Annotated in this window: 24 protein-coding genes; 11 read left to right on the forward strand and 13 right to left on the reverse strand. The window is 35.9% G+C overall.

Translation table 11 applies throughout. From position 1 onward, the window contains the following. Positions 1 to 23 precede the first annotated feature (23 nt). The 3 genes from NCE97_RS02135 to NCE97_RS02145 all read left to right on the forward strand — a co-directional run bounded on the left by NCE97_RS02135 (position 24) and on the right by NCE97_RS02145 (position 2,880). Positions 24 to 785 carry an exodeoxyribonuclease III gene (locus tag NCE97_RS02135; protein ID WP_353777221.1) on the forward strand — a complete coding sequence of 254 codons (762 nt, stop codon included), beginning with the start codon at positions 24 to 26 and terminating at the stop codon, positions 783 to 785. A gap of 29 nt (positions 786 to 814) precedes the next feature. After that, positions 815 to 1,774, forward strand: a complete 960-nt coding sequence (locus NCE97_RS02140; RefSeq protein ID WP_353777222.1) for an OmpA family protein — start codon at positions 815 to 817, stop codon at positions 1,772 to 1,774. Positions 1,775 to 1,842: 68 nt separating this feature from the next. Further along, positions 1,843 to 2,880, forward strand: a complete 1,038-nt coding sequence (locus NCE97_RS02145) for an aldo/keto reductase (protein WP_353777223.1) — start codon at positions 1,843 to 1,845, stop codon at positions 2,878 to 2,880. Positions 2,881 to 2,918: 38 nt separating this feature from the next. On the opposite strand, the gene NCE97_RS02150 is transcribed toward NCE97_RS02145, so the two are convergent. Next, positions 2,919 to 4,316, reverse strand: coding sequence for an RtcB family protein (locus NCE97_RS02150; RefSeq protein ID WP_353777224.1), 1,398 nt, complete (start codon positions 4,314 to 4,316; stop codon positions 2,919 to 2,921). Positions 4,317 to 4,326: 10 nt separating this feature from the next. Continuing rightward, complete coding sequence (locus NCE97_RS02155; protein ID WP_353777225.1) at positions 4,327 to 5,631, reverse strand: PcfJ domain-containing protein; 1,305 nt, start codon at positions 5,629 to 5,631, stop codon at positions 4,327 to 4,329. Positions 5,632 to 6,358: 727 nt separating this feature from the next. Here NCE97_RS02155 and NCE97_RS02160 point away from each other — a divergent pair. After that, positions 6,359 to 7,222: an SH3 domain-containing protein gene (locus NCE97_RS02160; RefSeq protein ID WP_353777226.1), complete on the forward strand. Its 864-nt coding sequence runs from the start codon at positions 6,359 to 6,361 to the stop codon at positions 7,220 to 7,222. A 77-nt stretch (positions 7,223 to 7,299) separates the two neighbouring features. Here the strand turns inward: NCE97_RS02160 and NCE97_RS02165 are convergent, their stop codons facing one another. Together NCE97_RS02165 and NCE97_RS02170 are read right to left on the reverse strand one after the other, a co-directional pair. After that, positions 7,300 to 7,854 carry a YciI family protein gene (locus NCE97_RS02165; RefSeq protein WP_353777227.1) on the reverse strand — a complete coding sequence of 185 codons (555 nt, stop codon included), beginning with the start codon at positions 7,852 to 7,854 and terminating at the stop codon, positions 7,300 to 7,302. Between the two features lie 20 nt (positions 7,855 to 7,874). Next, positions 7,875 to 8,345, reverse strand: a complete 471-nt coding sequence (locus NCE97_RS02170; RefSeq protein WP_353777228.1) for a CYTH domain-containing protein — start codon at positions 8,343 to 8,345, stop codon at positions 7,875 to 7,877. A 32-nt stretch (positions 8,346 to 8,377) separates the two neighbouring features. On the opposite strand from NCE97_RS02170, the gene dinB reads away from it, so the two are divergent. After that, entirely contained in the window at positions 8,378 to 9,478 is a 1,101-nt protein-coding gene (gene dinB, locus NCE97_RS02175) for a DNA polymerase IV (protein ID WP_353777480.1), read from the forward strand. Here dinB and pyk read toward each other — a convergent pair. From pyk to NCE97_RS02200, 5 genes are all read right to left on the reverse strand, one after another. Further along, positions 9,475 to 10,917 (reverse strand): pyruvate kinase, encoded by a 1,443-nt coding sequence (gene pyk / locus NCE97_RS02180; RefSeq protein ID WP_353777229.1) that lies wholly within the window; start codon positions 10,915 to 10,917, stop codon positions 9,475 to 9,477. The genes dinB and pyk overlap by 4 nt on opposite strands. A gap of 3 nt (positions 10,918 to 10,920) precedes the next feature. After that, positions 10,921 to 11,397, reverse strand: a complete 477-nt coding sequence (locus NCE97_RS02185) for an IPExxxVDY family protein (RefSeq protein WP_353777230.1) — start codon at positions 11,395 to 11,397, stop codon at positions 10,921 to 10,923. Positions 11,398 to 11,530: 133 nt separating this feature from the next. Then, positions 11,531 to 12,274 (reverse strand): ribonuclease III, encoded by a 744-nt coding sequence (rnc, locus tag NCE97_RS02190; protein ID WP_353777231.1) that lies wholly within the window; start codon positions 12,272 to 12,274, stop codon positions 11,531 to 11,533. A 7-nt stretch (positions 12,275 to 12,281) separates the two neighbouring features. Next, positions 12,282 to 13,532: a beta-ketoacyl-ACP synthase II gene (gene fabF / locus NCE97_RS02195; RefSeq protein ID WP_353777232.1), complete on the reverse strand. Its 1,251-nt coding sequence runs from the start codon at positions 13,530 to 13,532 to the stop codon at positions 12,282 to 12,284. A gap of 12 nt (positions 13,533 to 13,544) precedes the next feature. Next, positions 13,545 to 13,778: an acyl carrier protein gene (locus tag NCE97_RS02200; protein ID WP_027394586.1), complete on the reverse strand. Its 234-nt coding sequence runs from the start codon at positions 13,776 to 13,778 to the stop codon at positions 13,545 to 13,547. Between the two features lie 190 nt (positions 13,779 to 13,968). Here NCE97_RS02200 and purN point away from each other — a divergent pair, with 190 nt between their 5' ends. After that, positions 13,969 to 14,538 (forward strand): phosphoribosylglycinamide formyltransferase, encoded by a 570-nt coding sequence (gene purN, locus NCE97_RS02205; RefSeq protein WP_353777233.1) that lies wholly within the window; start codon positions 13,969 to 13,971, stop codon positions 14,536 to 14,538. 105 nt (positions 14,539 to 14,643) lie between these two features. After that, a complete protein-coding gene (locus tag NCE97_RS02210) occupies positions 14,644 to 15,285 on the forward strand; it encodes a ribonuclease H1 domain-containing protein (RefSeq protein ID WP_353777234.1) in 642 nt (213 codons plus the stop codon). A 2-nt stretch (positions 15,286 to 15,287) separates the two neighbouring features. Here NCE97_RS02210 and NCE97_RS02215 read toward each other — a convergent pair whose 3' ends face one another. After that, positions 15,288 to 15,896, reverse strand: a complete 609-nt coding sequence (locus NCE97_RS02215; RefSeq protein ID WP_353777235.1) for a hypothetical protein — start codon at positions 15,894 to 15,896, stop codon at positions 15,288 to 15,290. Between the two features lie 137 nt (positions 15,897 to 16,033). On the opposite strand from NCE97_RS02215, the gene NCE97_RS02220 reads away from it, so the two are divergent. The 3 genes from NCE97_RS02220 to NCE97_RS02230 all read left to right on the forward strand — a co-directional run bounded on the left by NCE97_RS02220 (position 16,034) and on the right by NCE97_RS02230 (position 19,931). Beyond that, entirely contained in the window at positions 16,034 to 16,960 is a 927-nt protein-coding gene (locus NCE97_RS02220; protein ID WP_353777236.1) for a PfkB family carbohydrate kinase, read from the forward strand. Between the two features lie 59 nt (positions 16,961 to 17,019). Further along, entirely contained in the window at positions 17,020 to 18,918 is a 1,899-nt protein-coding gene (locus NCE97_RS02225) for an amidophosphoribosyltransferase (protein WP_353777237.1), read from the forward strand. Positions 18,919 to 19,466: 548 nt separating this feature from the next. Further along, positions 19,467 to 19,931, forward strand: a complete 465-nt coding sequence (locus tag NCE97_RS02230; protein ID WP_353777238.1) for a hypothetical protein — start codon at positions 19,467 to 19,469, stop codon at positions 19,929 to 19,931. A gap of 79 nt (positions 19,932 to 20,010) precedes the next feature. Here NCE97_RS02230 and NCE97_RS02235 read toward each other — a convergent pair whose 3' ends face one another. Both NCE97_RS02235 and NCE97_RS02240 read right to left on the reverse strand, forming a co-directional pair. Further along, a complete protein-coding gene (locus NCE97_RS02235; protein WP_353777240.1) occupies positions 20,011 to 20,715 on the reverse strand; it encodes a hypothetical protein in 705 nt (234 codons plus the stop codon). Between the two features lie 71 nt (positions 20,716 to 20,786). After that, positions 20,787 to 23,084: a M28 family peptidase gene (locus NCE97_RS02240; RefSeq protein WP_353777241.1), complete on the reverse strand. Its 2,298-nt coding sequence runs from the start codon at positions 23,082 to 23,084 to the stop codon at positions 20,787 to 20,789. A gap of 132 nt (positions 23,085 to 23,216) precedes the next feature. Between NCE97_RS02240 and NCE97_RS02245 the strand changes: the two genes are divergently transcribed. Beyond that, complete coding sequence (locus NCE97_RS02245) at positions 23,217 to 23,684, forward strand: CBS domain-containing protein (RefSeq protein WP_353777242.1); 468 nt, start codon at positions 23,217 to 23,219, stop codon at positions 23,682 to 23,684. Positions 23,685 to 23,688: 4 nt separating this feature from the next. Here NCE97_RS02245 and NCE97_RS02250 read toward each other — a convergent pair whose 3' ends face one another. Next, positions 23,689 to 24,411 carry a hypothetical protein gene (locus NCE97_RS02250; protein ID WP_353777243.1) on the reverse strand — a complete coding sequence of 241 codons (723 nt, stop codon included), beginning with the start codon at positions 24,409 to 24,411 and terminating at the stop codon, positions 23,689 to 23,691. Between the last annotated feature and the right edge of the window lie 73 nt (positions 24,412 to 24,484).

Here is a 24,484-nt window from a genome sequence, read left to right on the forward strand (position 1 = left end):
GCTGAAATATCCAAAGATTATAGATGAAGATTATCTCCTATAATGTCAACGGCATCAGAGCTGCACTAAACAAAGGCTTTATCGATTGGTTGACATCAGCAAACCCAGACGTAATTTGTCTGCAAGAAATCAAAGCATTAAAAGAACAAGTAGACGTTTCACTTTTTGAAGCAGCAGGCTACAATTATCATTACTGGTTTAGCGCACAGAAAAAAGGTTACAGTGGTGTAGCAATACTATGTAAAACAGAGCCAGATCATGTAGAATATGGCACAGGAATAGAAGCGATGGATTTTGAAGGTAGAAACCTCCGTGTAGATTATGGCGATTTGTCCATAATGAGCATGTACTTGCCTTCTGGAAGTAATGATGCTCGTCTTGGTTTTAAATTCAAATATATGGATGATATCCTTGAGTATTATACAAATTTGAGGAATGAAAGACCTAACCTTATTGTCTGTGGGGATTACAACATCTGTCATGAAGAAATCGATATCCATAATCCTAAGATGAAAGGCGTTTCTGGATTCTTGCCCGAAGAACGAGAGTGGTTGGGGAAATTTATTGACAGCGGATTCATTGATAGTTTCAGGTATTTGCACCCTGAAAGGCAAGAATATACATGGTGGAGTTATAGAGCAAATGCCAGAGCCAATAACAAAGGTTGGCGCTTAGACTATACCATGGCGTCCAAGCCATTACAGGACAAACTAAAGCGCAGTATTATTTTGTCTGAAGCCGTGCATAGCGACCACTGTCCAATATTATTAGAAATAGAACGTTAGAATCAATCAACAAATTAACCTTGTAAGGCATGATTAAAAAAATTTCATTAATAGCACTAACATTAAGTTTAACTACATCCTGTGTTTCAAAAAAGATTTACACAGAGTTAGAAGATAAATATGCAAACCTAAAACGCGAGCATAGAGCGTTGTCTGATGAGAATGATGAACTGTTAAAATCTAAGAACACATTACAAAACGATTTAGATAAATTACAGGCAGCTTATGATGAAGCAGTTAAAGAAAGAGATCAATTGCAGAACGACCTTGCTGCTTCTAAAGCAAACTTGGACAATCTAAAAGCATCTTACGAAGCTCTCGAAAAGAATAGTTCTGCAGCAATTGCTGAGAATTCAAAAAAGAACAGAGAACTTTTAGCGCAACTCGAAGCTAAGGAGCAAGCCTTGGCGGCTGAGAATGCAAGGCTTGAAAACCTGAAAAAAGAATTGGAAAGCAGATCGAAGCGTGTTGCAGAATTAGAAAGCGTTATTGCCTCTAAAGATGCAGCGATGACTAAGTTAAAAGATGCAATCTCCAAGGCCTTAACAAACTTTGAAGGCAAAGGACTTACAGTAGAACAGCGTGATGGAAAAGTCTATGTATCTATGGAGAACAAGTTATTGTTCCAGTCTGGTAGTTGGTCAGTTGGTTCGGAGGGAAGGCAAGCCGTAAATCAGCTTGGAAGCGTATTGGCTGAGAATCCAGATATCGCTATTTTGATTGAAGGCCATACCGATAATGTACCTTATAAAGGTAACGCACAACTAAGCGGTAACTGGGACTTATCTACTAAAAGAGCAACAGCAATCGTAAATATTCTTAGAGATAATAAAGACATCAACCCAGAAAACTTGACCGCAGCTGGTCGAGGTGAATATGCACCGGTAGCATCAAATGACACACCAGAAGGAAGAGCAAAAAACAGACGTATAGAAGTTATTTTGACTCCTAAATTAGATGAGATTTCGAAGCTGTTGAATGAGATATAGTAGAACTATTCGCTGAGCGGAGTCGAAGCGAAATTAAAACAAGATTCCCGCTTTCGCAGGAAAATATTATGAAATACACCACATTACCCAATACAGATATAAAAGTCAGTAAGCTATGCTTAGGGACAATGACATGGGGAAACCAGAACACACAAGATGAAGGTTTTGCGCAAATGGATTTAGCTCTAGATCGAGGGATTAATTTCTTTGATTGTGCTGAATTATACCCTGTTCCAGCTACAGCTGAAACCTATGCGGAGACCGAGCGCATTATAGGCAACTGGTTTACAAAAACCGGTAACAGGAACAAAGTGGTTTTGGCAACCAAGATCGCAGGACCTGGAGATTATACAGCGCATATTAGAACCACAGGTTTTAGTAAGGCTGCTTTGCATGAAGCAGTTGATAATAGCCTGAAGCGCTTACAGACCGATTACATTGATTTGTATCAATTGCATTGGCCAGAGCGCCATACCAATACGTTTGGAGTCAGAGACTATACCTATAGTGCAAAAGATCCTTGGGTTGATAATTTTAAGGAAATCCTAGAAACCTTAGATGAAATAGTAAAGTCTGGTAAAGTAAGACAAATTGGAATTTCTAATGAGAAAGCTTGGGGAACGATGCGTTATTTAGAAGAGTCTAAAAAGAATAATCTACCAAGACCTGTAACTATTCAGAATGCGTATTCCATGCTGTGTCGTACTTTTGAAGGGGATTTAGCTGAGGTAGCTATGAGAGAGAATATTGGATTATTAGCATATTCACCAATGGCATTTGGAGTGCTTTCAGGAAAATATATTAAAGGTACAGCTACTGATAATGCAAGGCTAAAATTGTTTCCTCGCTTTGCACGCTATAGCGGACAACAAGCAACGGAAGCGACCAAGCGTTATCTTCAAATTGCAGAGGACAACAACATGTCTTTAGCTCAAATGGCATTAGCGTTTGTAACACAGCAACCGTTTTTAACAAGTAATATTATTGGTGCCACATCTTTAGAGCAACTAGAGGAAAACATTGATAGTATTGAAGTCAACCTTAGTAGAGAAGTATTAGCTGCTATTAATGCAGTACATGCAGAGATACCTAATCCGGCTCCATAAAAAATTAAAAGAGCCTAAAATTAACTTTAGGCTCTTTTTTAATTACTATCCATTCTTACAATTTTAGGAACGAAAGTTCCAACAATGTCAACCAACTCGGTTTGATTAGCCATGACTTTATTAATGTCTTTATAGGCCATTGGTGCTTCATCAATACCACCTCCCAATAAAGTGACACCATGATCTTGTAAGACTTTTTTAATGTCACTTTTTGTGATTTGTGCTTTCGCTTTTCTTCGCGAAAGTAATCGTCCTGCACCATGAGATGCCGAGTTTAATGATTGCTTACTCCCTTTACCTCTAACGATAAATCCAGGAGCAGTCATAGAACCAGGAATAATTCCCAAAACACCTTCCTGTGCTGGAGTAGCACCCTTACGGTGTACAATCATTTCTTGACCATCGATAACTTCCTTCCATGCAAAATTGTGATGATTCTCTACTACAGCTAGTGGTCGTTTACCAAGAGCCTTGCTAAGCCTTCTATGGATATCGTGATGACAAGCTGAAGCATAATCTCCAGCCAAATTCATCGCTAACCAATATTCCTGACCATCGTGAGTGTTTAGATCTAGCCAGGCTAAATGCTTAGCCTCTCCTGGTAAAGGTGTTTGCTTCATAGCGAGTTTGGTATAATGTTTCGCGATATTAGCTCCTAAACCTCTTGAGCCACTGTGAGATAAGATCCCAACATATTGACCCAATGGTAAGTTGAACTCATTGTTTTCATCTTTAATATCAACGATACCAAATTCTACAAAGTGATTACCACCACCAGAACTTCCAAGTTGTTTAAAGGCTTTATCCTTTAGTTTTTTAACCATCGGAATTGTCTTAAACTCATCGCGTTCAAAGATGACGTTATCTACTTGTTGCTTATGAACTTCGTAACCACCAAACTTAGTATGGTCTCGTAGCATTTGCACATATTTATCCTTGCTTCCTTCTATATAAGATGGTGCCAAATCATAGACAGACAAGCACATTCTACATCCAATATCCACACCTACACCATATGGAATTACAGCATTTTCAGTTGCTAAAACTCCACCTATAGGCAGACCGTAACCATGATGACCATCTGGCATCAAAGCTCCAGCTTTGGTTACTGGAAGCTTTAATGCGGTGTATAACTGATGCTTTGCTGCTTCATCTATTTCATTTTCTCCAAAAATTGTAAAAGGAGCACGTGTGTTGTTAAGCTTTTGTGCTTCTACTTTTACAGGAGCGATGAGTTCTTCAGCAATCTTTCCCATAATACCATCATTGATGTATTTTTCTGGGTTCTTCAATACAGTTTTTAATCGCTGAAGAACTTTATCTTTTCGCTCTCTCTTATAATTAGAAAGCATGGCATTTATTGCAACGCTTATCACTTTTCCTTGAGGATAACCTAAATCTATTAAGTCTTTCCCTCTCAATTTTAGTTTTGCCATTATTAAAATTTTAAAGCCATTTTGATATGTTTAAATCATGTTGTAAAGCCCATTTTTTTATTATAAAAATAGCTTTCTTACTTATTGGCTTGTTATACTTTGCTTTTGCTTGTACAATTGTTTTCGAAGCAAGATGAACTTCTATAGTTGCCATTATTTCTTCTGAACCTGGGACCTCTTTACTTCTTAAGGTAAAAATTCTCGATCTTCCGGAATGACAAGATCTAGCATAAGAAGCCACACAATGATTCATTTTTCTTCCCTCATTAATTAATTCTCCTGAAGAACAAAGTTCAAACAATGTAAATGTTTTTTTAATTCCTTTAGATTCTTCAATACGAAAATATGAGTAAGGCAAATAAGGATCCCATGTTAAAACACTAATGAAAGTAGTTCTAATATTGGCTTGCTCTCTATGCCATTCATCTGACTGTCTAGTCAAAGAAATTATTGTTCTTCCTTTTATGCTATAGTCTAGATTTTCAGAAATACGATAACTCAAATAATCTATGATCTCATTCATCTTAGAGAAATCCAGCATTGCTTGTTTTGAGAAAAAACAAATCACTGAATCCCAAAACCCTTCATGTTGAAAATTATTACGAGACAAATGTGAGCTAGCTATTCTATCTGCAATGACATCATCCGCATTATAAGATAAGCTTTGTGCTCTTCGTAATGCCATTTCAACGGAGTAGTGCTTTGGTGCATTCAAAAAATGGTGAGCTCCCTTTTTGGTCATTTTTATAGGCATGTTAGTTAAATTTCTTACACTTCTACCTTGGGTTAAATCAATAAACCAACTGATGTGTGCTCTGTGGTTAACTAACCAAGCTTTGTACATGAAATAAGGAACCTCATACTTTACAAAGCAATGTTTAATTATAGATAACATTTGCTTGTCAGTATTATGACTTCTTCGTTTCCAAGAAGAGATTTCATTTTCAAACGAATTACTAAACCAAGCAACTTTGAATAGAACATTTATATATGTGTTATCTCTCAAAAGTTTGGCACATCTTTGCTCGTAAAGATGCAGTAATATGTCTTTGAACACTCTTCGTCTTCTAGGGTGTTTTTTTGGACTCAAAAGACTGAAGTAATTGTTCAATTTGTAAGCAATTGTGTTTGCATTACCGTTTGCTGAATTACCTTCGTAAATAGACTCAACCAATTTTGGAAATAACATTTTCTTTTCAGAATTATGCTTCTTTAGAGCATTCTGTATAGTTATTTCTCTTTCTTGTTTTTGAGCTGCTCTTCTGGCTCTCTCTGCTTTCGAAATATGTTTTCGGTTTATATATTGTGTTTCCATTATTATTTTCGTTTTTGGCTATTCGCCAAATTATTTTGTGCCTTTTTAGGCTTGTTTAAACGTTTGATAAACTGAAAACACACTCCCGAGTTTACAGTTTGTTTTTACATTTTACTCTGTTTCATCGTTTTGTTTTTTTAAATTAAAAAAGCTCGATTCTAATTAAAGAACCGAGCTTTATTGAGCATAATAATCCTCCTTTGTTACAAAGGGAATTTCGGTTCAAATTCATGAATTTTATCATTACTTCCAGGTAGTGCTAGTATATATTTCAATGTCATATTTTTAAAATTTTGGTATAAAAAAACCCGAGCTTTACGACTCGGGTTTTGATATATATTGTTAATCTAAAATTTATTTATAATCTGTGTATACAATTAACAAAACCCGACTCTAACATTGGAGAATTTCCAACGTGAGATAGACTATATGTGGCTTTAATAAATTGCATTATTCTATTTTTTAAATATTAATTTTTGTGAGCTGCAAATATAGAATGGTTTTTTTCTTAATTACAAATCTTTTTTCAAATTAATTGTAACAACCTGAAAATCAACAATATAAATTTATTTTCATCTTTCTAAAATCAGTTGTAGATTCAAAAATAAATTTTTTAAGATTGATTTAACAGAACAAAAAAATCTACATTAACAAGAATCCACGTACATAAATTAACAAGGATAAGCTTACCGAATTAGTTGAATTGTTAATTTAAAATCCACGACTTATGTTTTTAAGAATTTTAGTAGTGGCATGCTTCGCACTAAGCGTTGCACAAGCCCAAGATATACAGTATGTTTTTGCAGAAAACGGACTTGTAGTAAGAGAAAAACCAAATCAAGGCGCAATTAAAGTAGGCTTATTAGATTATGGAACACCAGTAGAGATTATAGAACACACAAACCTGATGTTGGATATAAAAGATAAAAATGAAAAAGTTACAGGCGAATGGGTGAAGATAAGAGGGATAGATGCTTATGAGCATTTTGAAGAAGGCTATGTGTTTAACGGGTTTTTAACTGAGAAAAAGATTGAACGTCCTCTCAAAGTAAAATTTGAAGCCTTCACAGTATTTGTTGACGAAATGAAACGAGATACTAAAGCCATAAAGAACTCAGAAAATCCAGACTCTAAAGCATTCGAAGTAAAGCTAGGCAAAAGCCCAGAAGGTAGGTATATTAAGGTAAAGCACCACCAAGGGTATAGAACCATTCAGGTGTTTCAAAGACATCAAAATCGATTGACTTTAGTGAACGGTAAGACCGAGTGCGATCTTAAGGAATATGATCAATACAATTCTAGTTGGAAGCCTTTGAAGATGCTACCAAGGTCGAATAACATTTTTAAGACTCTGGTCTTTGATAAAGAAGATTATAAGCGATTTTCTGAAGTCGACATGAAGGAATTAAAGACCTATGTTAAGGAACATTGTGGTGAGGACTGGAGCAAGCTTATAGAAACATCAAAATCAATAGAAGATAAAGTTATAAAGGTTAATGCAAGTCAGATTCAGTTGAGAGTTCTTATGACCGATATCGATGGCTATAAAACAGAAAAGATTATCTCTTTTGAATTGCCTGCAGAGAATTAATATGATTCGTTTTTGATAGTGTTAAGCAGTAATATGGATGCATTGCGCAAAAATATTACTGCTTACTCTTTTACAGATTACCTTAAAGGAAACCCTTTTGCAGCCCACCAAGGATGTGTTTCAATAACCAAGCGGCCAGCTTTTACCATAGGGTCTAGATTTGCTAAACTATCTGCCATTTTTTGAGTGGGCACATTGTAAATCGTAATCCCTCTTATCTCACCATCGTCACCAAAAGGACCAGAAATATCTGCATAACCTTCTTCGTACATTCTTGCAAGATGTGTCATATGAGCAGCTTGAAGCGTTGCTTTTTCTTCTTCACTCTGTGAGCGACTAGGTCCAGACTTTAAAAAGGCAATGAAATATTGTTGCATAAGAATGGTATCCTGGGTTTCTTCATCAACAAAGTCCATAACCTGAAACCCTTTTTCGGTCAATTCTTTTTTAACTTGAGCCATAGATTTATGATCAGCATCGTTGTCATGATGATGTTTTTCACCATGATGTTCATGTTCAGACTTGTGCTCATGTTTATGGTGTTTGTCTCCATCATGCTCATGAGTGTGCTCTTTATGCTTGCATCCAACAATGCATATAGAAAGCAATAAAGTAAATAGAATGGTTTTCATTATGTGAGGTTTAAGTTAGTTTATATCCAAGTTGTATAAGGTATTTTGCTCAAATGAGAATTATAATACCTGATGTCTCCTGTTACTTCATCACCTAGCCAAGCGGGTTTAACAAAAGACTCGTCTTCAGAATTGAGCTCTATTTCTGCGATAATCAAACCTTCGTTAGCACCATAAAACTCATCTATCTCAAAGGTATGTTGTTCTTTTTTAACTAGATATCTTGTTTTGTCAATTTTAATAGGCTCACACAATTCGAGTAAAGCTTCAGCATCTTCTACCGAAATTTGTTTTTCCCACTCAAAACGTTTTAGGCCATCTTCAGAGGACTTTCCTTTTACAGTAATAATCCCTTCATCGCCTTTTATACGAATACGAACAGTACGTTCAGGATCTGTGTTTAGAAAGCCTTGTACAATACGAATACTTTTATACGCTTCATCTCTGTAGGCATTGGAGTTCACCAAAAATTTTCGTTCGATCTCTATCATAAACTAAAATATCTATTGCCTAAATTTACATGATGTCACTCGATATACCAATACGAAAAATTATTCATGTCGATATGGATGCTTTTTATGCATCCGTAGAACAGCTAGATAATCCTGAATTAAAAGGTAAACCTATTGCTGTTGGTGGTGGTGGAAAGCGAGGCGTGGTAAGTGCTGCAAGTTATGAAGCACGAAAGTTTGGTGTTAGAAGCGCGATGCCAGGCGCCCAGGCCAGACGAAATTGTCCGGATTTAATTTTTGTGCGACCGCGTTTTGAGCGTTATGCCGAAATCTCTAAACGAATCCGAAAGATATTCTACGATTATACCGATTTGGTAGAACCCCTATCTATGGATGAAGCCTATCTAGATGTGACAGAAAACAAAAAGGGAAATCCAAGTGCAACACTAATTGCACAAGAGATACGACAACGCATTTTTGATGAGGTACAGCTTACAGCCTCAGCAGGGATTTCAATAAATAAATTTATAGCCAAAGTCGCGAGTGATTATAACAAACCCAATGGACAGAAAACCGTGAACCCAGAAGACGTTTTAGAATTTCTTGAAGGCTTGGATATTCGAAAATTCTATGGTATTGGTAAGGTCACCGCAGAGAAAATGTACCAACTAGGGATTTTTACAGGAAAGGATTTAAAATCTAAAACAAAGGATTACTTATCTGAGCGTTTTGGGAAATCTGGCCGTTATTATTACTATGTGGTGAGAGGGATTCATAACAGTGAAGTTAAACCAAATCGTATCCGAAAATCTCTGGCTGCCGAACGCACCTTCAGTGAAAACCTGTCTTCTGAAATTTTCATGCTTGAAAAACTTCAACATATTGCCCAAGAAGTATCGAAACGTTTGAATAAAAGTGAAGTAGCTGGTAAAACCGTGACGCTAAAGATTAAGTATAGCGATTTTTCGCTTCAGACTAGAAGCAAAACATTACCCTATTTTATCAGTGACGAGGGCATTATACTAGAAACCGCAAAAGAATTGCTCTATCAGGAGAAATTAAAAAACTCAGTAAGGTTACTGGGAATTTCGATGTCAAACCTCAACACCGATAAACCTTCAAAAGAAAAAAAAGAAGAGCCTGTTAGTGTTCAGCTAAAGTTTGATTTTTAAAAACTACAACTTGTAATTTCGGTAACCCTTAGTGTATTTACCATACCTTTATCTTGTATTGGCATAGCAGCAAGGCTGATAAGCATGTCACCCTCTTCTAAATACCCTTTTTTGCATGCAATAGCGTTTACATCCTCTATGGTTTCATCGGTGCTTACAAACTTGTCATAGAAGAATGCTTTTACGCCCCAAAGCAAATTGAGTTGAGTAAGGATACGTTTGTTAGATGTAAACACTAGGATATGGGCAGATGGTCTCCAAGCTGAAATTTGAAATGCAGTATATCCACTATTAGTCAAAGTCGAAATCGCTTTAGCGTTAATTTCGTTAGCCATATGAGCTGCATGATAACATACTGACTTGGTAATGTAACGTTTGGTTTTAATATGTGGAGGTGCTTGTGGTACTTGGATTAGGTGTGAATCTTCAACACTTTTAATAATATTAGACATTTGAGTAATCACCTGAACAGGATATTGTCCAACAGAGGTCTCTCCAGATAGCATTACAGCATCAGCTCCATCCATGACAGAATTGGCAACATCGTTTACCTCCGCTCTGGTAGGCGTAAGGCTACTAATCATGCTTTCCATCATCTGTGTAGCAATAATCACAGGGATTCGGGCACGCTTGGCTCTAAGTACTAATTGTTTTTGAATTAATGGTACTTCTTGAGCAGGAACTTCAACACCCAAATCACCTCTTGCAACCATTAAACCATCACAATACGCAACAATCTTGTCGATGTTTTCTACTGCTTCAGGCTTTTCAATCTTAGCAATGATTGGAATTTTATGCTCACTATGTTCTTTAATTAAGTCTTGTAACTGAATAAGGTCATCGGCATGCCTAACAAAGGATAATGCAATCCAATCCACATTTTGACTAATAGCAAAAATGGCATCTTTAACATCCTTTTCAGTTAAGGCTGGTTGAGAAATAGCTGTATTTGGGAGGTTAACACCTTTCTTAGACTTTAAAGGACCTCCTTGTATTACTTTAGCTTTAACTTCAGATTTTTTATCTGTAGAAACAACTTCAAAAATTAGTTTACCATCGTCTAGCAAAATGCGTTCACCTGGTTTTGCATCTTGAGGGAAGTTGTCATAAGTCATATAGACTCGTTGCTTGGTACCTTCAAAAGGAGCTCCAGTTGCAAAGATGATTTCATCACCTACATTAACAACAATATCACCCTTCATCACACCAACACGCAACTTTGGCCCTTGAAGATCTCCTAGTATTGCAGCATTGTAACCAAATTCATCATTGAGCTCTCGTATCATGGTCATGCGTTCTATAACATCGTCATAGTTGGCATGCGAAAAATTAATTCTAAATACATTAACACCTTCATCCAACATTGCTTTCAAAGTTTCCTTTTTGCTTGTTGCTGGACCTAGTGTAGCTACTATTTTGGTTTTCTTACGATTTGGCATAGACTAAAAAATTAAATTGTCTTTAGACTTTAAAGAATCTACCTCTACAGAATAAGTTGTAATTATCTGTGGGATATTTTGAAGCTTTCCGATAATCAAACGACTGTTAATACTATTCGATTCATGGGAAATCTTAATGAGGTAATCTACATTCTTAAGCTCAGGGATTAACTGATACGTCTTATAAACTCTGTCGGTTTCGAATAAAGAACCTGAACTTTGCAAACTCTCCTCTTCGGTTTTACATTGATTGGCTATGAGATTCCAAGTAACAAATTGACTAGTGTTCTCCCATTCGTAAATTGGATATGAAGCAGCAAAATAATTGTAGTCTAGATCCTTCTCTTTTCGTTCTAGCTTTAGGTCTAGATATTGGTTTAATAAATAAGCCAATCGATAATCCTCTATTCTACAATGAACTGCAATGAGAGTATACGATGCGTCATAAAAATCGTCAACAAGTAGCTTGTGCAACGCCATAACCTTTTGTCATTGAGGTGTAAATATAGCACATTAGTAGTAGTTTACTCTCAAGATTTTATTAATGTTTGGGAGATAATGTTACGAAATCGTTATAGTAGTATAACTTTTATGATAAGCTAATAAAGAAAGGCTATATAACTTTGGAAATTTGATGCTGAAACGCAAAGAATGCACGTTTAGAAGCCTTTTCTTCTGCCTTCTTTTTTGAAGTTGCTCTGGCTTTGGCAACAACTCTATCGTTAATAGAAAGTTTTACCGAAAAGTGTTTTAGGTCATCATTACCAGTGTCTTCGTAGACGTTATAATTGAATGTGTTTTTTTCTTTTTGACACCATTCAATGAGTAAGCTTTTATAGCTTATCACTTTACCTTCGAGCTTTTCTATATCTACGTGAGGATTGATAACTCTATCAAAGATGAACTTTTCACAACTTTTATAACCCTTATCTAAAAAAATAGCACCAACCAAAGCTTCAAAAAGGTTACCGTGAATATTATTTCCAAAATTCTGAATAGGGATATTGGATTCTACATGATCAATCAAATTGAGCTCTTTTCCCAATTCATTGAGGTGCTCTCTACTGACCACTTTAGAACGCATTTTGGTGAGATACCCTTCGTCGCCATGAGGAACTTCCTCAAAAAGATAAGACGCTATTACTGCGCTAAGCATAGCATCTCCTACAAACTCTAAACGCTCGTAGTTGAGCGCGTTACCCATTTTGTCCTTTATATTCATCGAACGGTGAGTAAACGCTTTTACATAGAGGTCTTTATGCTTTGGTTTGAAGCCAAGAATCTTTTCGAGATGTAAAAAAAAATTCCCGTCTTTAGTAGAACGGGAATTTTTCAATATGTTACGAATGAATCTCATTCGGGGTCTAGTCTATTTTCTTGAATAACACACAAGCATTGTGTCCGCCAAAACCAAATGTATTACTCATAGCAACTTTAACGTCTCGTTTTTGTGCCTTGTTTAATGTTAAGTTCAACTCAGGATCTATATTTTCATCAACTGTAGAGTGGTTTATTGTTGGAGGCACGATACCATGCTCAATACTTAAGATTGATGCAATGGCTTCAATAGCTCCAGCAGCACCCAACAAGTGACCCGTCATAGACTTAGTCGAATTAATATTAATAGTCTTAGCATGATCGCCAAAGACTTCTGTAATTGCTTTCAATTCTGCTACATCACCTAGTGGTGTTGAGGTACCATGAGTATTGATATGATCAACATCTTCAGGTTTCATGTTAGCATTTTCTAAACAATTACGCATTACAGCCATAACGCCAATACCTTCAGGGTGAGGAGCCGTCATATGATGTGCGTCAGAAGATAAACCTCCACCAACGACTTCAGCATATATTTTTGCACCTCTAGCTTTAGCATGCTCATACTCTTCAAGAATAATAGCACCAGCACCTTCACCAAGTACGAAACCATCTCTGGTTGCGTCAAATGGTCTTGAAGCCGACTCAGGGCTCTCATTTCTTGTAGATAAGGCATGCATGGCATTAAATCCACCCATTCCAGCTATAGTTACAGCAGCTTCACTTCCACCTGTAACTACTACATCACAATGTCCTAAACGAATATAGTTTAGCGCATCGATCATAGCATTGGCAGAAGAAGCACAAGCTGATACTGTAGTATAGTTTGGTCCCATAAATCCATTTTTAATGGAAATATTACCAGGAGCAATATCAGCAATCATTTTTGGGATAAAGAAAGGATTAAACTTAGGAGTTCCGTCTCCTTCAGCAAAGTTTAGTACCTCTTCTTGAAAGGTCTCTAAACCTCCAATTCCTGCACCCCAAATAACACCGACTCTAAGCTTATTTACCTCATCTAGGTTAAGATTAGCATCAGCAATAGCTTCATCTGAAGCAACCATTGCATATTGCGTAAACTTATCCATTCGACGAGACTCTTTTCTATGAATAAAGTCGGCGACATTAAAGTTTTTTACTTCGCAAGCGAATTTGGTTTTGAACTTTTCAGTGTCAAAATAAGTAATAGGTGCAGCACCGCTCTTACCATTAACAAGACCATTCCAATAATCGTCTTTGGTATTCCCGATTGGCGTCAAAGCACCTAAACCAGTTACTACAACTCGCCTTAATTCCATAAAAAATGTGACTTATTTTGCGTCTTCTATATAAGAAATAGCTTGACCTACTGTTGCAATGTTTTCAGCTTGATCATCTGGAATCTGGATATCGAACTCTTTTTCGAACTCCATGATCAATTCCACTGTATCCAAAGAATCTGCTCCTAAATCATTAGTGAAGCTTGCTTCGGTTACGACTTCGTTTTCATCAACACCTAATTTATCAACGATAATCGCTTTTACTCTTGATGCAATGTCTGACATAATCTTTTAATTTTTAAGTTTTAATTAGGTGGCAAAAATAAAAAACTTTATTGTAATAAACACCTTTGCGTACAAATTGTGCCTATAATTTACTAAAAATATAGATTCAACAATTTTTTATTTTACCGTCTAATTGTAAATTATTATTCTTTTTTTTGTTTTCGAACTTTCGTAGCACTGATATCTAAACATGAAACGTATTGTAATTTTTGCTTCCGGTTCCGGAACTAATGCTGAAAATCTGATTCGGTTTTTTCAAGAAAGAGATGACGCTACAGTGTCCGCTGTGTTGACTAACAATCCTCATGCCAAAGTTTTAGATCGATGTAAAAAACTAAAAGTCAGCGGGTTGTCATTCAATAGAACAGCGTTTACAGGCACTCATGATGTGCTAAATATCCTGAAAAGTATTCAACCCGATTTGATAGTATTAGCTGGATTTCTATGGAAATTCCCTGAAACTATGCTAAACGAATTTCCAAATAAGGTTATTAATATTCACCCAGCCCTGTTACCTAAGTACGGCGGAAAAGGGATGTATGGGAAGTATGTTCATGAAGCTGTTGTTGCTAATAAAGAAGCCGAAACAGGAATAACAATACACTACGTTAATGAACATTATGACGAAGGGGCGATTATTTTTCAGGCAAAATGCTCAGTAAATACTTCTGATACAGCTGAAGATGTAGCTGCTAAAATTCATGAGCTAGAAATGGAACACTTTCCGAAAGTAATGGCGAAGTTGTTAGGTGAGCAATAGTTCTCGATACTTCACTTCGAGCATTATTGACTTGTTTAAGAATGTATCGAGAAGTAGTTTAAAATCAATAATGATATGTGCTTGAATTAGGTTCAAGATTATAAAATGAGTAAAAAGAAGAAGAAATTCTATACCGTTTGGAAAGGACACCATACAGGAGTCTTTGAAACTTGGGAAGATTGTAAGGCACAAATCACAAATTTTGAAGGTGCTCAATATAAATCCTTTACTACGTTTGAAGCTGCTAAGAAAGCGCTGAAAGGAAATTATAAAGATTATATTGGAAAAAGTAAAGTCTTCAAAAGTGAACTCACTGAAGAACAACTTAAGAAAATTGGAAAGCCAAACTTTAACTCAATTAGTGTTGACGCAGCATCTTCTGGAAATCCTGGTAAGATGGAATACAGAGGTGTAGATACCAAAACCAAAAAACAAATATTTATTCAAGGCCCATTTGAAGAGGCTACAAATAATATAGGTGAATTTTTAGCCATAGTACATGCTTTAGCATTGTTAAAGCAAAAGGATAGTGACCGAATTATCTATACTGACTCCAGAACCGCTATGAGTTGGGTGAAAAAGAAAACCTGCAATACCAAACTTGAACGTAACAATAAGAATAAACCAGTTTTCGACCTTGTAGATCGTGCTATTAATTGGCTAAACAACAATACGTATAGGACTGTTATCGTAAAATGGGAAACCAAAGCTTGGGGAGAAATCCCAGCTGACTTTGGAAGGAAGTAAAGTTAATTACGCCACTTTACCCAAACAATCATCGAAACATTATTCACGTCACCATTACCATCATCGATAATTCTACCGTTAATAAAATCTCCGGCCGAAAAATCTATATTCAAAGAACTATTCGTATACTCAGAAGCTGAAGTTGTTACCGTAGTTGCTGAATTTGTAGTATTTCCATTTCTTACCTGGATAGAAAACTCTTTAGATTGAGCACCATTGTTAGAATTCGACTTTACGGAAACATAAGTTATAGTACCATCAAAAGGCATTAAATAACCAGAACGGTTATTGTTTTGATTACCAACAGTTCTTAAATTGGTGTCATCAGCTCCTCCTGACCTCCCAAGCTGTAAAGGTGTAACCTCTACACTAAGCCATTTGCTACGAGTAGCATCATACATAAAAAGCTTGTCGCCAATAACAGCAATTTGCCCTGTAGTATTTCCAGTAGGAGAAGATTGAGGATTTAATTCAAGAGCAGGAATGCCAGTATCAGTAGTTTCAATTTCTAATTCGGCAGTAGGATCAGTGGTACCTACACCAACTTGGGCAGATACGGAATAACATGTAAAAAATAACAGAAAAAAATAAATAGCCAGAAGGTCTTTCATGATATAACAGATTTAGGGTTATACTATGATTAGAATGGCTATTACAGCAAAAGTACTAAAAATAAGCTTCAACTAAAAACAAGCTTTTGTACAGAATAAATTTTGAGTAAATTTGCACTTCATTTCAAAACGCTTTTATGAGCAAATTAGTGATTGTCGGAACTGTAGCTTTCGACGCTATCGAAACACCTTTTGGTAAAACAGATAAGATTCTTGGAGGGGCAGCAACATTTATAGGTTTAGCAGCATCACAGTTTAAGGTAGATTCATCAATAGTATCTATTGTAGGTGGTGACTTCCCACAGGAATACTTAGACTTGCTTTCCGACAGAAACATTGACATTACTGGAGTAGAAATCGTTAAAGATGGAAAAACGTTTTTCTGGAGTGGGTTGTATCATAATGATATGAATTCGCGCGATACTTTGGTTACAGAGTTAAATGTATTAGCAGATTTTGAACCAGTGGTTCCAGAAGCCTACAGAGATGCAGAAATTGTAATGTTAGGAAATTTACATCCACTAACGCAGCTTAGCGTTATTGAGCAAATGACCACTAAACCAAAAGCAATCATTTTGGACACCATGAACTTTTGGATGGATAATGCTTTGGAAGACTTGCACAAGGTTATGAAGCATATCGATGTGATTACAATCAATGATGAAGAAGCAAGACAGCTAACAGGAGAGTATTCACTTGTTGTAGCGGCCAGAAAGATTCATGAAATGGGGCCACAATATGTGGTTATTAAGAAAGGTGAACATGGTGCTTTACTATTTCACAAGGATAATGCATTCTATGCACCAGCATTACCTCTAGAAGAAGTTTTTGATCCAACAGGAGCAGGAGATACTTTTGCAGGAGGTTTTGCAGGATATTTAGCAAGAACAGGAGATACTTCTTTTGAAAATATGAAGAACGCAGTAATCTACGGTTCAACCTTGGCATCGTTCTGTGTTGAAAAATTTGGAACACAACGAATGGAGACACTCAAGGCCGATGAGGTACGCAAACGTCTCCAGCAATTTAAGAATCTAACACAATTTGAAATAAAATTAACGTAACGAAACGCGCTCTAAAATGGAGCGCGTTTTTTTATTACAACAACCCATTATAATCCAAAATGAGCGATACTTTAAAACACGAATGTGGTATAGCACTTATTAGACTCCTGAAACCTTTAGAATATTATAAGGAGAAATATGGTACAGCCTTTTATGGTGTAAATAAAATGTACCTAATGATGGAAAAGCAACACAATCGTGGACAAGATGGTGCAGGTTTTGCGAGTATTAAATTAGATACTCAGCCTGGTGAACGTTATATCAGTAGAGTACGATCTATTGCGCAACAGCCGATACAAGATATTTTTTCCCAAATCAACGGACGTATCAATAAAGAGTTTACAGAACATCCAGAGTACAAGAATGATGTTGAACTTCAAAAGAAAAACATTCCTTACATCGGAGAGCTTTTGTTAGGGCACGTGCGCTATGGAACCTTTGGGAAGAATAGCGTGGAGAGTGTTCACCCATTCCTAAGACAAAACAATTGGCAACACAGAAATCTTATCGTTGCGGGTAATTTTAACATGACCAATGTAACCCAATTGTTCAATAGGTTGATAGAACTGGGACAGCACCCAAAAGAAAAGGCAGATACCATTACCATAATGGAAAAGATTGGTCATTTTTTAGATGATTCTGTATCTAAGATTTATAAGGATTTAAAAAAGGAAGGATATAACAAGCAAGATGCTTCCCCTTTAATAGCTGAACGACTTAGAGTAGCCAAAATATTGAAAAAGGCTTCAAAGAATTGGGATGGAGGCTATGCTATGGCAGGTATGTTAGGACATGGTGATTCGTTTGTACTTAGAGACCCAGCCGGAATACGCCCAGCATATTACTATAAAGATGATGAAGTTGTGGTTGTCGCTTCAGAACGACCAGTGATTCAAACTGTATTTAACGTTCCGTTTGAAGAGATTGTAGAATTAGATCCTGGACATGCTATTATCACTAAAAAATCTGGTAAAACAGCAATCAAAAAAATCATAGAGCCTCTAGAACGAAAGGCCTGTTCTTTTGAACGCATTTACTTTTCTAGAGGGAGCGATGCTGAGATCTATCAAGAGCGAAAAGAGCTTGGTAAATTATTAATGCCAGAAGTGCTTAAAGCTATTGATGAAGATACAGAGAATACAGTATTTTCATATATCCCTAATACAGCTGAGACTTCATTTTTTGGAATGATAGAAACCGTTGAAGAATTTCTTAACTACAAAAAAACGCAAGCCATATTAGCAGGTAAAGGTGGTTTATCTAAAGAACGTGTGATTGAAATCCTATCGGAGCGACCACGAATAGAAAAGATAGCCATCAAGGATGTAAAACTTAGAACGTTTATCACTGAAGATAGTAGCAGAGATGATTTAGTAGAACATGTTTATGATGTTACCTATGGTGTGATAAAACCAACAGATAATCTTGTAATCATAGATGATAGTATTGTAAGAGGAACAACCTTGAAGAAGAGTATCATAAAGATGATGGACAGACTGCATCCAAAAAAGATAGTAGTAGTCTCTTCTGCACCACAAATAAGATATCCGGATTGTTATGGGATAGACATGGCCAATCTCGAGAGCTTGGTTGCTTTTAGAGCTACTTTAGCATTGCTTAAAGACCATGATAAATATCATTTAGTAGAAGAGGTATATCATAAGTGTAAAGCACAAGTAGATTTAGAAGATAAGGATGTAAAGAACTTTGTAAAGGAGATTTACGACCAGTTTACACCAGAACAGATATCAAATAAAATTGCAGAGTTACTTAGTGATGAAACGGTTGAAGCCGAAGTGCAGATTATTTTCCAACCCGTGGAAAATCTTCATAAAGCCTGTCCGAAGAATTTAGGAGATTGGTATTTTACAGGGAACTATCCAACGGTTGGAGGTAACCGTGTGGTTAACAGAGCTTTCATTAATTTTTACGAAGGAAATAAGGAAAGGGCTTACTAGGTAAAAATCTTGAAATTAGCACTTTGTCCGAAAAAACCAGTGTTTTAACCAAAAAAAATGCATTTCATCCAATATTTATACTCTGTTAGACAAATTAAATATACATTAGTAGAACCATAACATAAGTAGGTTAAGTTCATGGTAGATTTGGGGCAAAAAAAGGTGAACTCTTTGTTCACCTTTTTTTATTTGCCATACTTTTTTCCGTAATGGGTTTATTCTCTTTGAGTTACAATTCTGACCTGTATTTTGTCCACGAAGTTCGCCCTTTTCTCGTTTAAGCTAATATATAAGTAGTTTGTCCAAAAAATATTGTTGTAAGAAAGTTACCTCTTTATATTTGAGTCACCATAACATAAGTAGGTTAAGTTTATGGTAGATTTGGGGCAAAAAAGGTGAACTTTCTGTTCACCTTTTTTCATGTTTAATAGGTTCGTTTTGCTTTTCTTTCTTATCCCTTCTGTTTACGATTTAGCAATTGATTTTCCACTAATAGATAGAGATTTAAATAACTATATTAGTTGTATCAAAGTAAAGTAAACGGATAAATGCAGATTAAACAAGTTAAAGCCTTTATTGTAATTTTTATGTTACTTGTATTTGGTGAAATCTCAAGCCAAAATAAAAAGATTGCTTACTTATTTTTTGATCGTTTTAGTGAAGAAACGTTTACTTTCAAGAAAGAAGGTAGAAGAATTACTAGGGCAAAATACGAAATTAACTACATAAGAAAAATAGGATCATTGGATAAAGATTTTTTCATTTTTGATGAACACTTTAAGTATATAGAAGGGAATGATATTGTTGAACTTTTCCAGGAAGACTTAGATTCATTAAAATTCAACACGATTAAAGATTTAAAAAAGGAATGGGAAAAAAGAGAAGTGCTTAATAAAGAAAAAGTATATGATAAAATTTATCTTTTGGATTATTGGGGTGATCCTCCAATAGATTATTTTGGGAACCCTCTTTATAAAATGTATGAAGTTATATGGATAGAAGCCAATAACTAAAAAAGGTGAACAGAAAGTTCACCTTTTTTCATTCAATATGACATTGAAAATGTCTTGTATGTAATTAAAGAATTAGCTTTTAATTCTTCGCACCTTGATTCGCTTGGTTTCTTCTGCCCTCTAAAGCCTCACGACTTATTTTTGCCAAATTAAAGTTAGGATCGATTGCAAGTGCATCGTTCATCAATTTAATAGCTTGGTCGATATTAGCAGTTTGGTTTTCATTAAAAACAATCAATCCTTTAAGGCACAACAAAGCAGCTTTTAATGATGTTTGATATGGCGTTTGGGTTTCGTAGAATGCACGCTTCATGTCAGCTTTAACATTAGTTAAACCATATTCAACATTTTGCTTAGCGCCAGCATAGTCTTTCAGTTGTGTTTTTAAGTCAGCCATTTCGTAAGCTAAATAAGGATTTGGCTTTCTTTTGAACAACTCTTCATAATGTACCAAAGCTTTTTCAGATTGGTTCAGAGCTTTAAGCGCTATGGCTTTAACTTCAACATTAATATCAGAATCATTAGGACCTAATTCTATACCTATAGTGTTTAGTGCTTCTAAGTTTCTTCCTTCAGAGGCATAGATGTAAGCCAAAGTATCTTTTCTAGCTAGCGAAGGTGCTAAAACCTCTAAATGTGTCATGGCATTAATAACACCCTGTACATCACCTTGTCTTTTCATTTGTTGGTAATACGCTTCAAAGTGTTTTACCAATTCCGTTTTCGTTTGGGCCGTAATACCAAAAGATGTTGCTACAACGACTAATAAAATAAGTTTTTTCATTGTTAGATAATTTTGCAGCGCAAAACTAAAAAAATTAAGCGTACAAGGCTCTTAAAAGGATGCTAATTTGTTTAGTCAATGGTAATTGTCTTCTTTAATATGACCGCATCATTAAGAATGAAGGGTTTTGGAATCATGGTTTTTGGACGCTCCGAAACATTAAATAAAGTATTGGACAACAAATCGAAAGAAGCTTCATAGAGCTCTAAAGACGTACTTTGACCTGCAGGGACTTCAAAATCCAATTCTAAATACTGATCATCTGTAACATAATATGAAAACAAACGATTTCTCCAACGGTTTTCGAAGACCATATTATTGTCATCTTTTTCTACTGAAAGACCATTAATGGAGAATGCATTAAAATGATTGCTCGAATCTGCAAAAACTTCATAACGATGTACGGTACGTTGTGGAGTAATAAACACTTTTATATGTCTACTATTACCAATTATAGTATCCTCTTGGACATTAATCTGGGGAGGCAATACAGGTCTAACATCAGTGTTTTTACTAAAAGTAAAACTGGTGTTGTATTTACTTCCTATGGTGTTTTTACTTAACGATTGTGCATCATTTGGGTTTTCAGAAAGAAAGGCTTTAGTCCACTCGTCAGGTGCATTATCGTAAGTCGCCCAAACAGCTGTACTATCATCTAGGTTTTGAGCATAGACTAGGCTATTTGGTTTAGGTCTCAACTCATTAAATTCAGACTTGAAGTGGGCTGAAATAAATAGTATCAATGCAATAAATGTCATCGCATGAGCCCATCTGTTTTTATGGTTGAAACTCGAAAACACACCTATTAAAAGTGTAAATATCAATGAAACCAATAAAGTGGCTGCAACCAAAGTGTCTAGACCAAGACCAACTGGAAACATCTTTACAAAAGGCGATAGAATCAGTAAAAGTGGCATGCCCAACAACGCTACAGTGATAATACTATCGTTAGCTCTTTTAATACAGACATAAAGCGATATAAGCCCAAACAATACAGGAATAATAAAGAAGCTAGCACCTTTTAATCCTACTGCAAAGAACGTACATAGAATTAGCCACAAAAAGATTGGTGCGACTAAGAGATTTGCTGCATTCTTTGGTTTAGAAAACTTGTGATAGACATAAAAGCAAACAGCCAGAGACAGGAACGCAAACATACCAATGTACAGATGTCCATTATAGGTGAAACCGTGCAACATTTCTCCATAGGAAGGATATAACGTTTTTAAAACGGGCCAAGCAAAATACCCAATGACGCCATTGATTAGAACTGATAATAGGAGAGGTAGAAAGCCTTTTCCAATTTCTTTTAGGCTTAGCTGATTTCTTTGAAGACCAGAATACACCAATATTGCAAATACTAAAAAGGCGATGATTAGCATTGGCATTATCCAAGAGAATGGATATGTAACGAGCTTGAACATTGGCATATTAAAATACAGTTTGTCCGAATCGCTTTTAAGGTTGTTGAGGTTGTCATCAGCAAAATATTTGAGTAATGGCATCGCATAACTCCCTTGATGCTCCAGAGTATTTCTGTCTAATCTTTCATATGTATCTAATGCTGTATGATAATCGAAATGATCATCAATAAAAGCAAAATTGAACCCTTCTATATCACCATCTTCCCTAAACCTTGTAAGGTCAGTGTCATTTGGTAACATTTTGTAAATGCTATAAGCCAAAGAGTTGGCCACAGGAAAATCTGGACTTGCTTCCTTAAAGCCATCTATCATTTTAGAATTGCCGCCATTGGTTTCAATAAGCATATAGCTCGGACCACCACTTCCACGGGCTTCAAAATTTAAAACCAACCCAATATCTTTTGCCCAAGGATGCTTATTTACAAATATATCGGCACCATTCAATCCTAGTTCTTCAGCATCTGAAATGAGTATTACAATATCGTTTTTTGGCTTATTCCCTTCATGCAAATAGGCTCTAAGACTTTCTATTATAGTTACTACACCAGATCCCGCATCGCTCCCTCCAGGTGAAGAATGAGGGCTACTGTCATAATGTGTCAATAACATCAGCGCTTTAGAATTGTCCGAACCTTCAACTCTTGCCAAAATGTTCTTTGGCTTCGTCATGTTTCCCCATTTGCTAATGCTGTATTCATTTTGAATATCAACGTCTAGACCAAGTTCTTCCAATGCGTTGATAATATAATTTCGTACACGACCATGCTCTTTAATTCCAACGTAATGCGGTGCTTTGGAAATCTCTTTCAAGTGAATAAGCGCACGTTGTGTAGAAAAGCTATTTTCAGAAGTATCGATGTCAGAAATTTTGCCAGGCATTAGTGCCGAAAAACTCCAATACACAGATAAAATGATAATGAGGACGGCTATGGCTTTTTTAATCATGAGAAAAGAAGTTAGTTGCTTTTAAAGTTACTAAAAATTCGACTACATATATTTCTTTTGGGATGAGCCTATATTATGTGTATATTTATAAGGAGCACTTTCAAAATATATTAGCAATTAAAACATAAGATTATGGGAATTAAAAGTTTTCAAGGTTCGAGACGGCAACAACAAAATGCTGTAGAGGAGACACCGTTAAAGGTTAGTGATTACATGACAACAGACCTGATTACCTTTCGCCCAGATCAGTCTGTGGAAGAAGTTGTGGAATCTTTAATTAAGAATAGAATTTCGGGAGGTCCTGTAGTGAATGAAAAGAATGAACTAGTTGGGATTATTTCTGAAGGAGATTGTTTGAAACAGCTAAGCGAAAGCAGATATTACAATATGCCTATGGAAAAGGACAATGTCGAAAAACGCATGATAAGGAATGTTGAAACCATAGATGGCAATATGAATGTGTTTGATGCTGCTAATAAGTTTTTACAATCGAGAAGGAGACGTTTTCCAATTGTTGAAAATGGTAAACTAATAGGACAAATTAGTCAAAAAGATATCCTTATAGCTGCCATGAAGCTAAAAGGGCAAAACTGGAAATAGAACTTTATAGTTTCCTTTGAGAGAATTGAGCAGAGGGGTGGTCTGTGATTACAATTTTCTGCTCATCACTACTTTCCAGAGTTGCAATTTGCGAGTATGAATACCCAGACAAAGGTTCGGATAATTTTTTCCACTTAGCAATACCGCCTACAGTTACAGTTTCACCGACTTCGATGATGCTTTCGGTATAGCGTAAGTTTTTATTGAACCCTAAAAGATTTTTGCTATTCACACCATAGTGTTTCAAGAGCTCTAAAAACTTGGGTGAAGGTGCATTAAACACACCAGAAGAAACACTTCTGTCTGTAACCATATAATTGATATAATTTTTTGGAACCTTAGTTGGTTTTATCATAACAACTTCACCTTGATCTTCAACAAAAAAATCCTGAATGTCAGATTGTTCCACAAGTGTTTTCCAATAAGAGCTTTTTCCGTTGCTTCTTTTTTGTTGTATAACAAAATGAAAGGCCACACATTTTCTCTTGCTGAAAGGTGCAACAAAAGGCTCGTGCACATGTAATGTTTTACCAATGACCTTAGTTAGCTCATTAGTTTGAAATTGGGTAATCTTTCTGTACTTAAATTTTGAAAGTGCTCTTAAAACACGTTGTTTTCTTGAAAAGTAATAGGCAATAAAAATAACAATGGCCACAACTGAAATGACTATTACAAAGCCAAGTGTAGTGCTGATGTTGTTTGCTAAGATAAGAATGTTTGAGGGCATAGTTTAGTGTTATATATTATAAGTAACACTGCACTATGTTTTGTTACACCAATCTCGATGAACACTCATTAAC

This window comes from Winogradskyella sp. 3972H.M.0a.05, from assembly GCF_040493455.1.
In the GTDB taxonomy this organism is placed as follows: Bacteria; Bacteroidota; Bacteroidia; order Flavobacteriales; family Flavobacteriaceae; genus Microcosmobacter.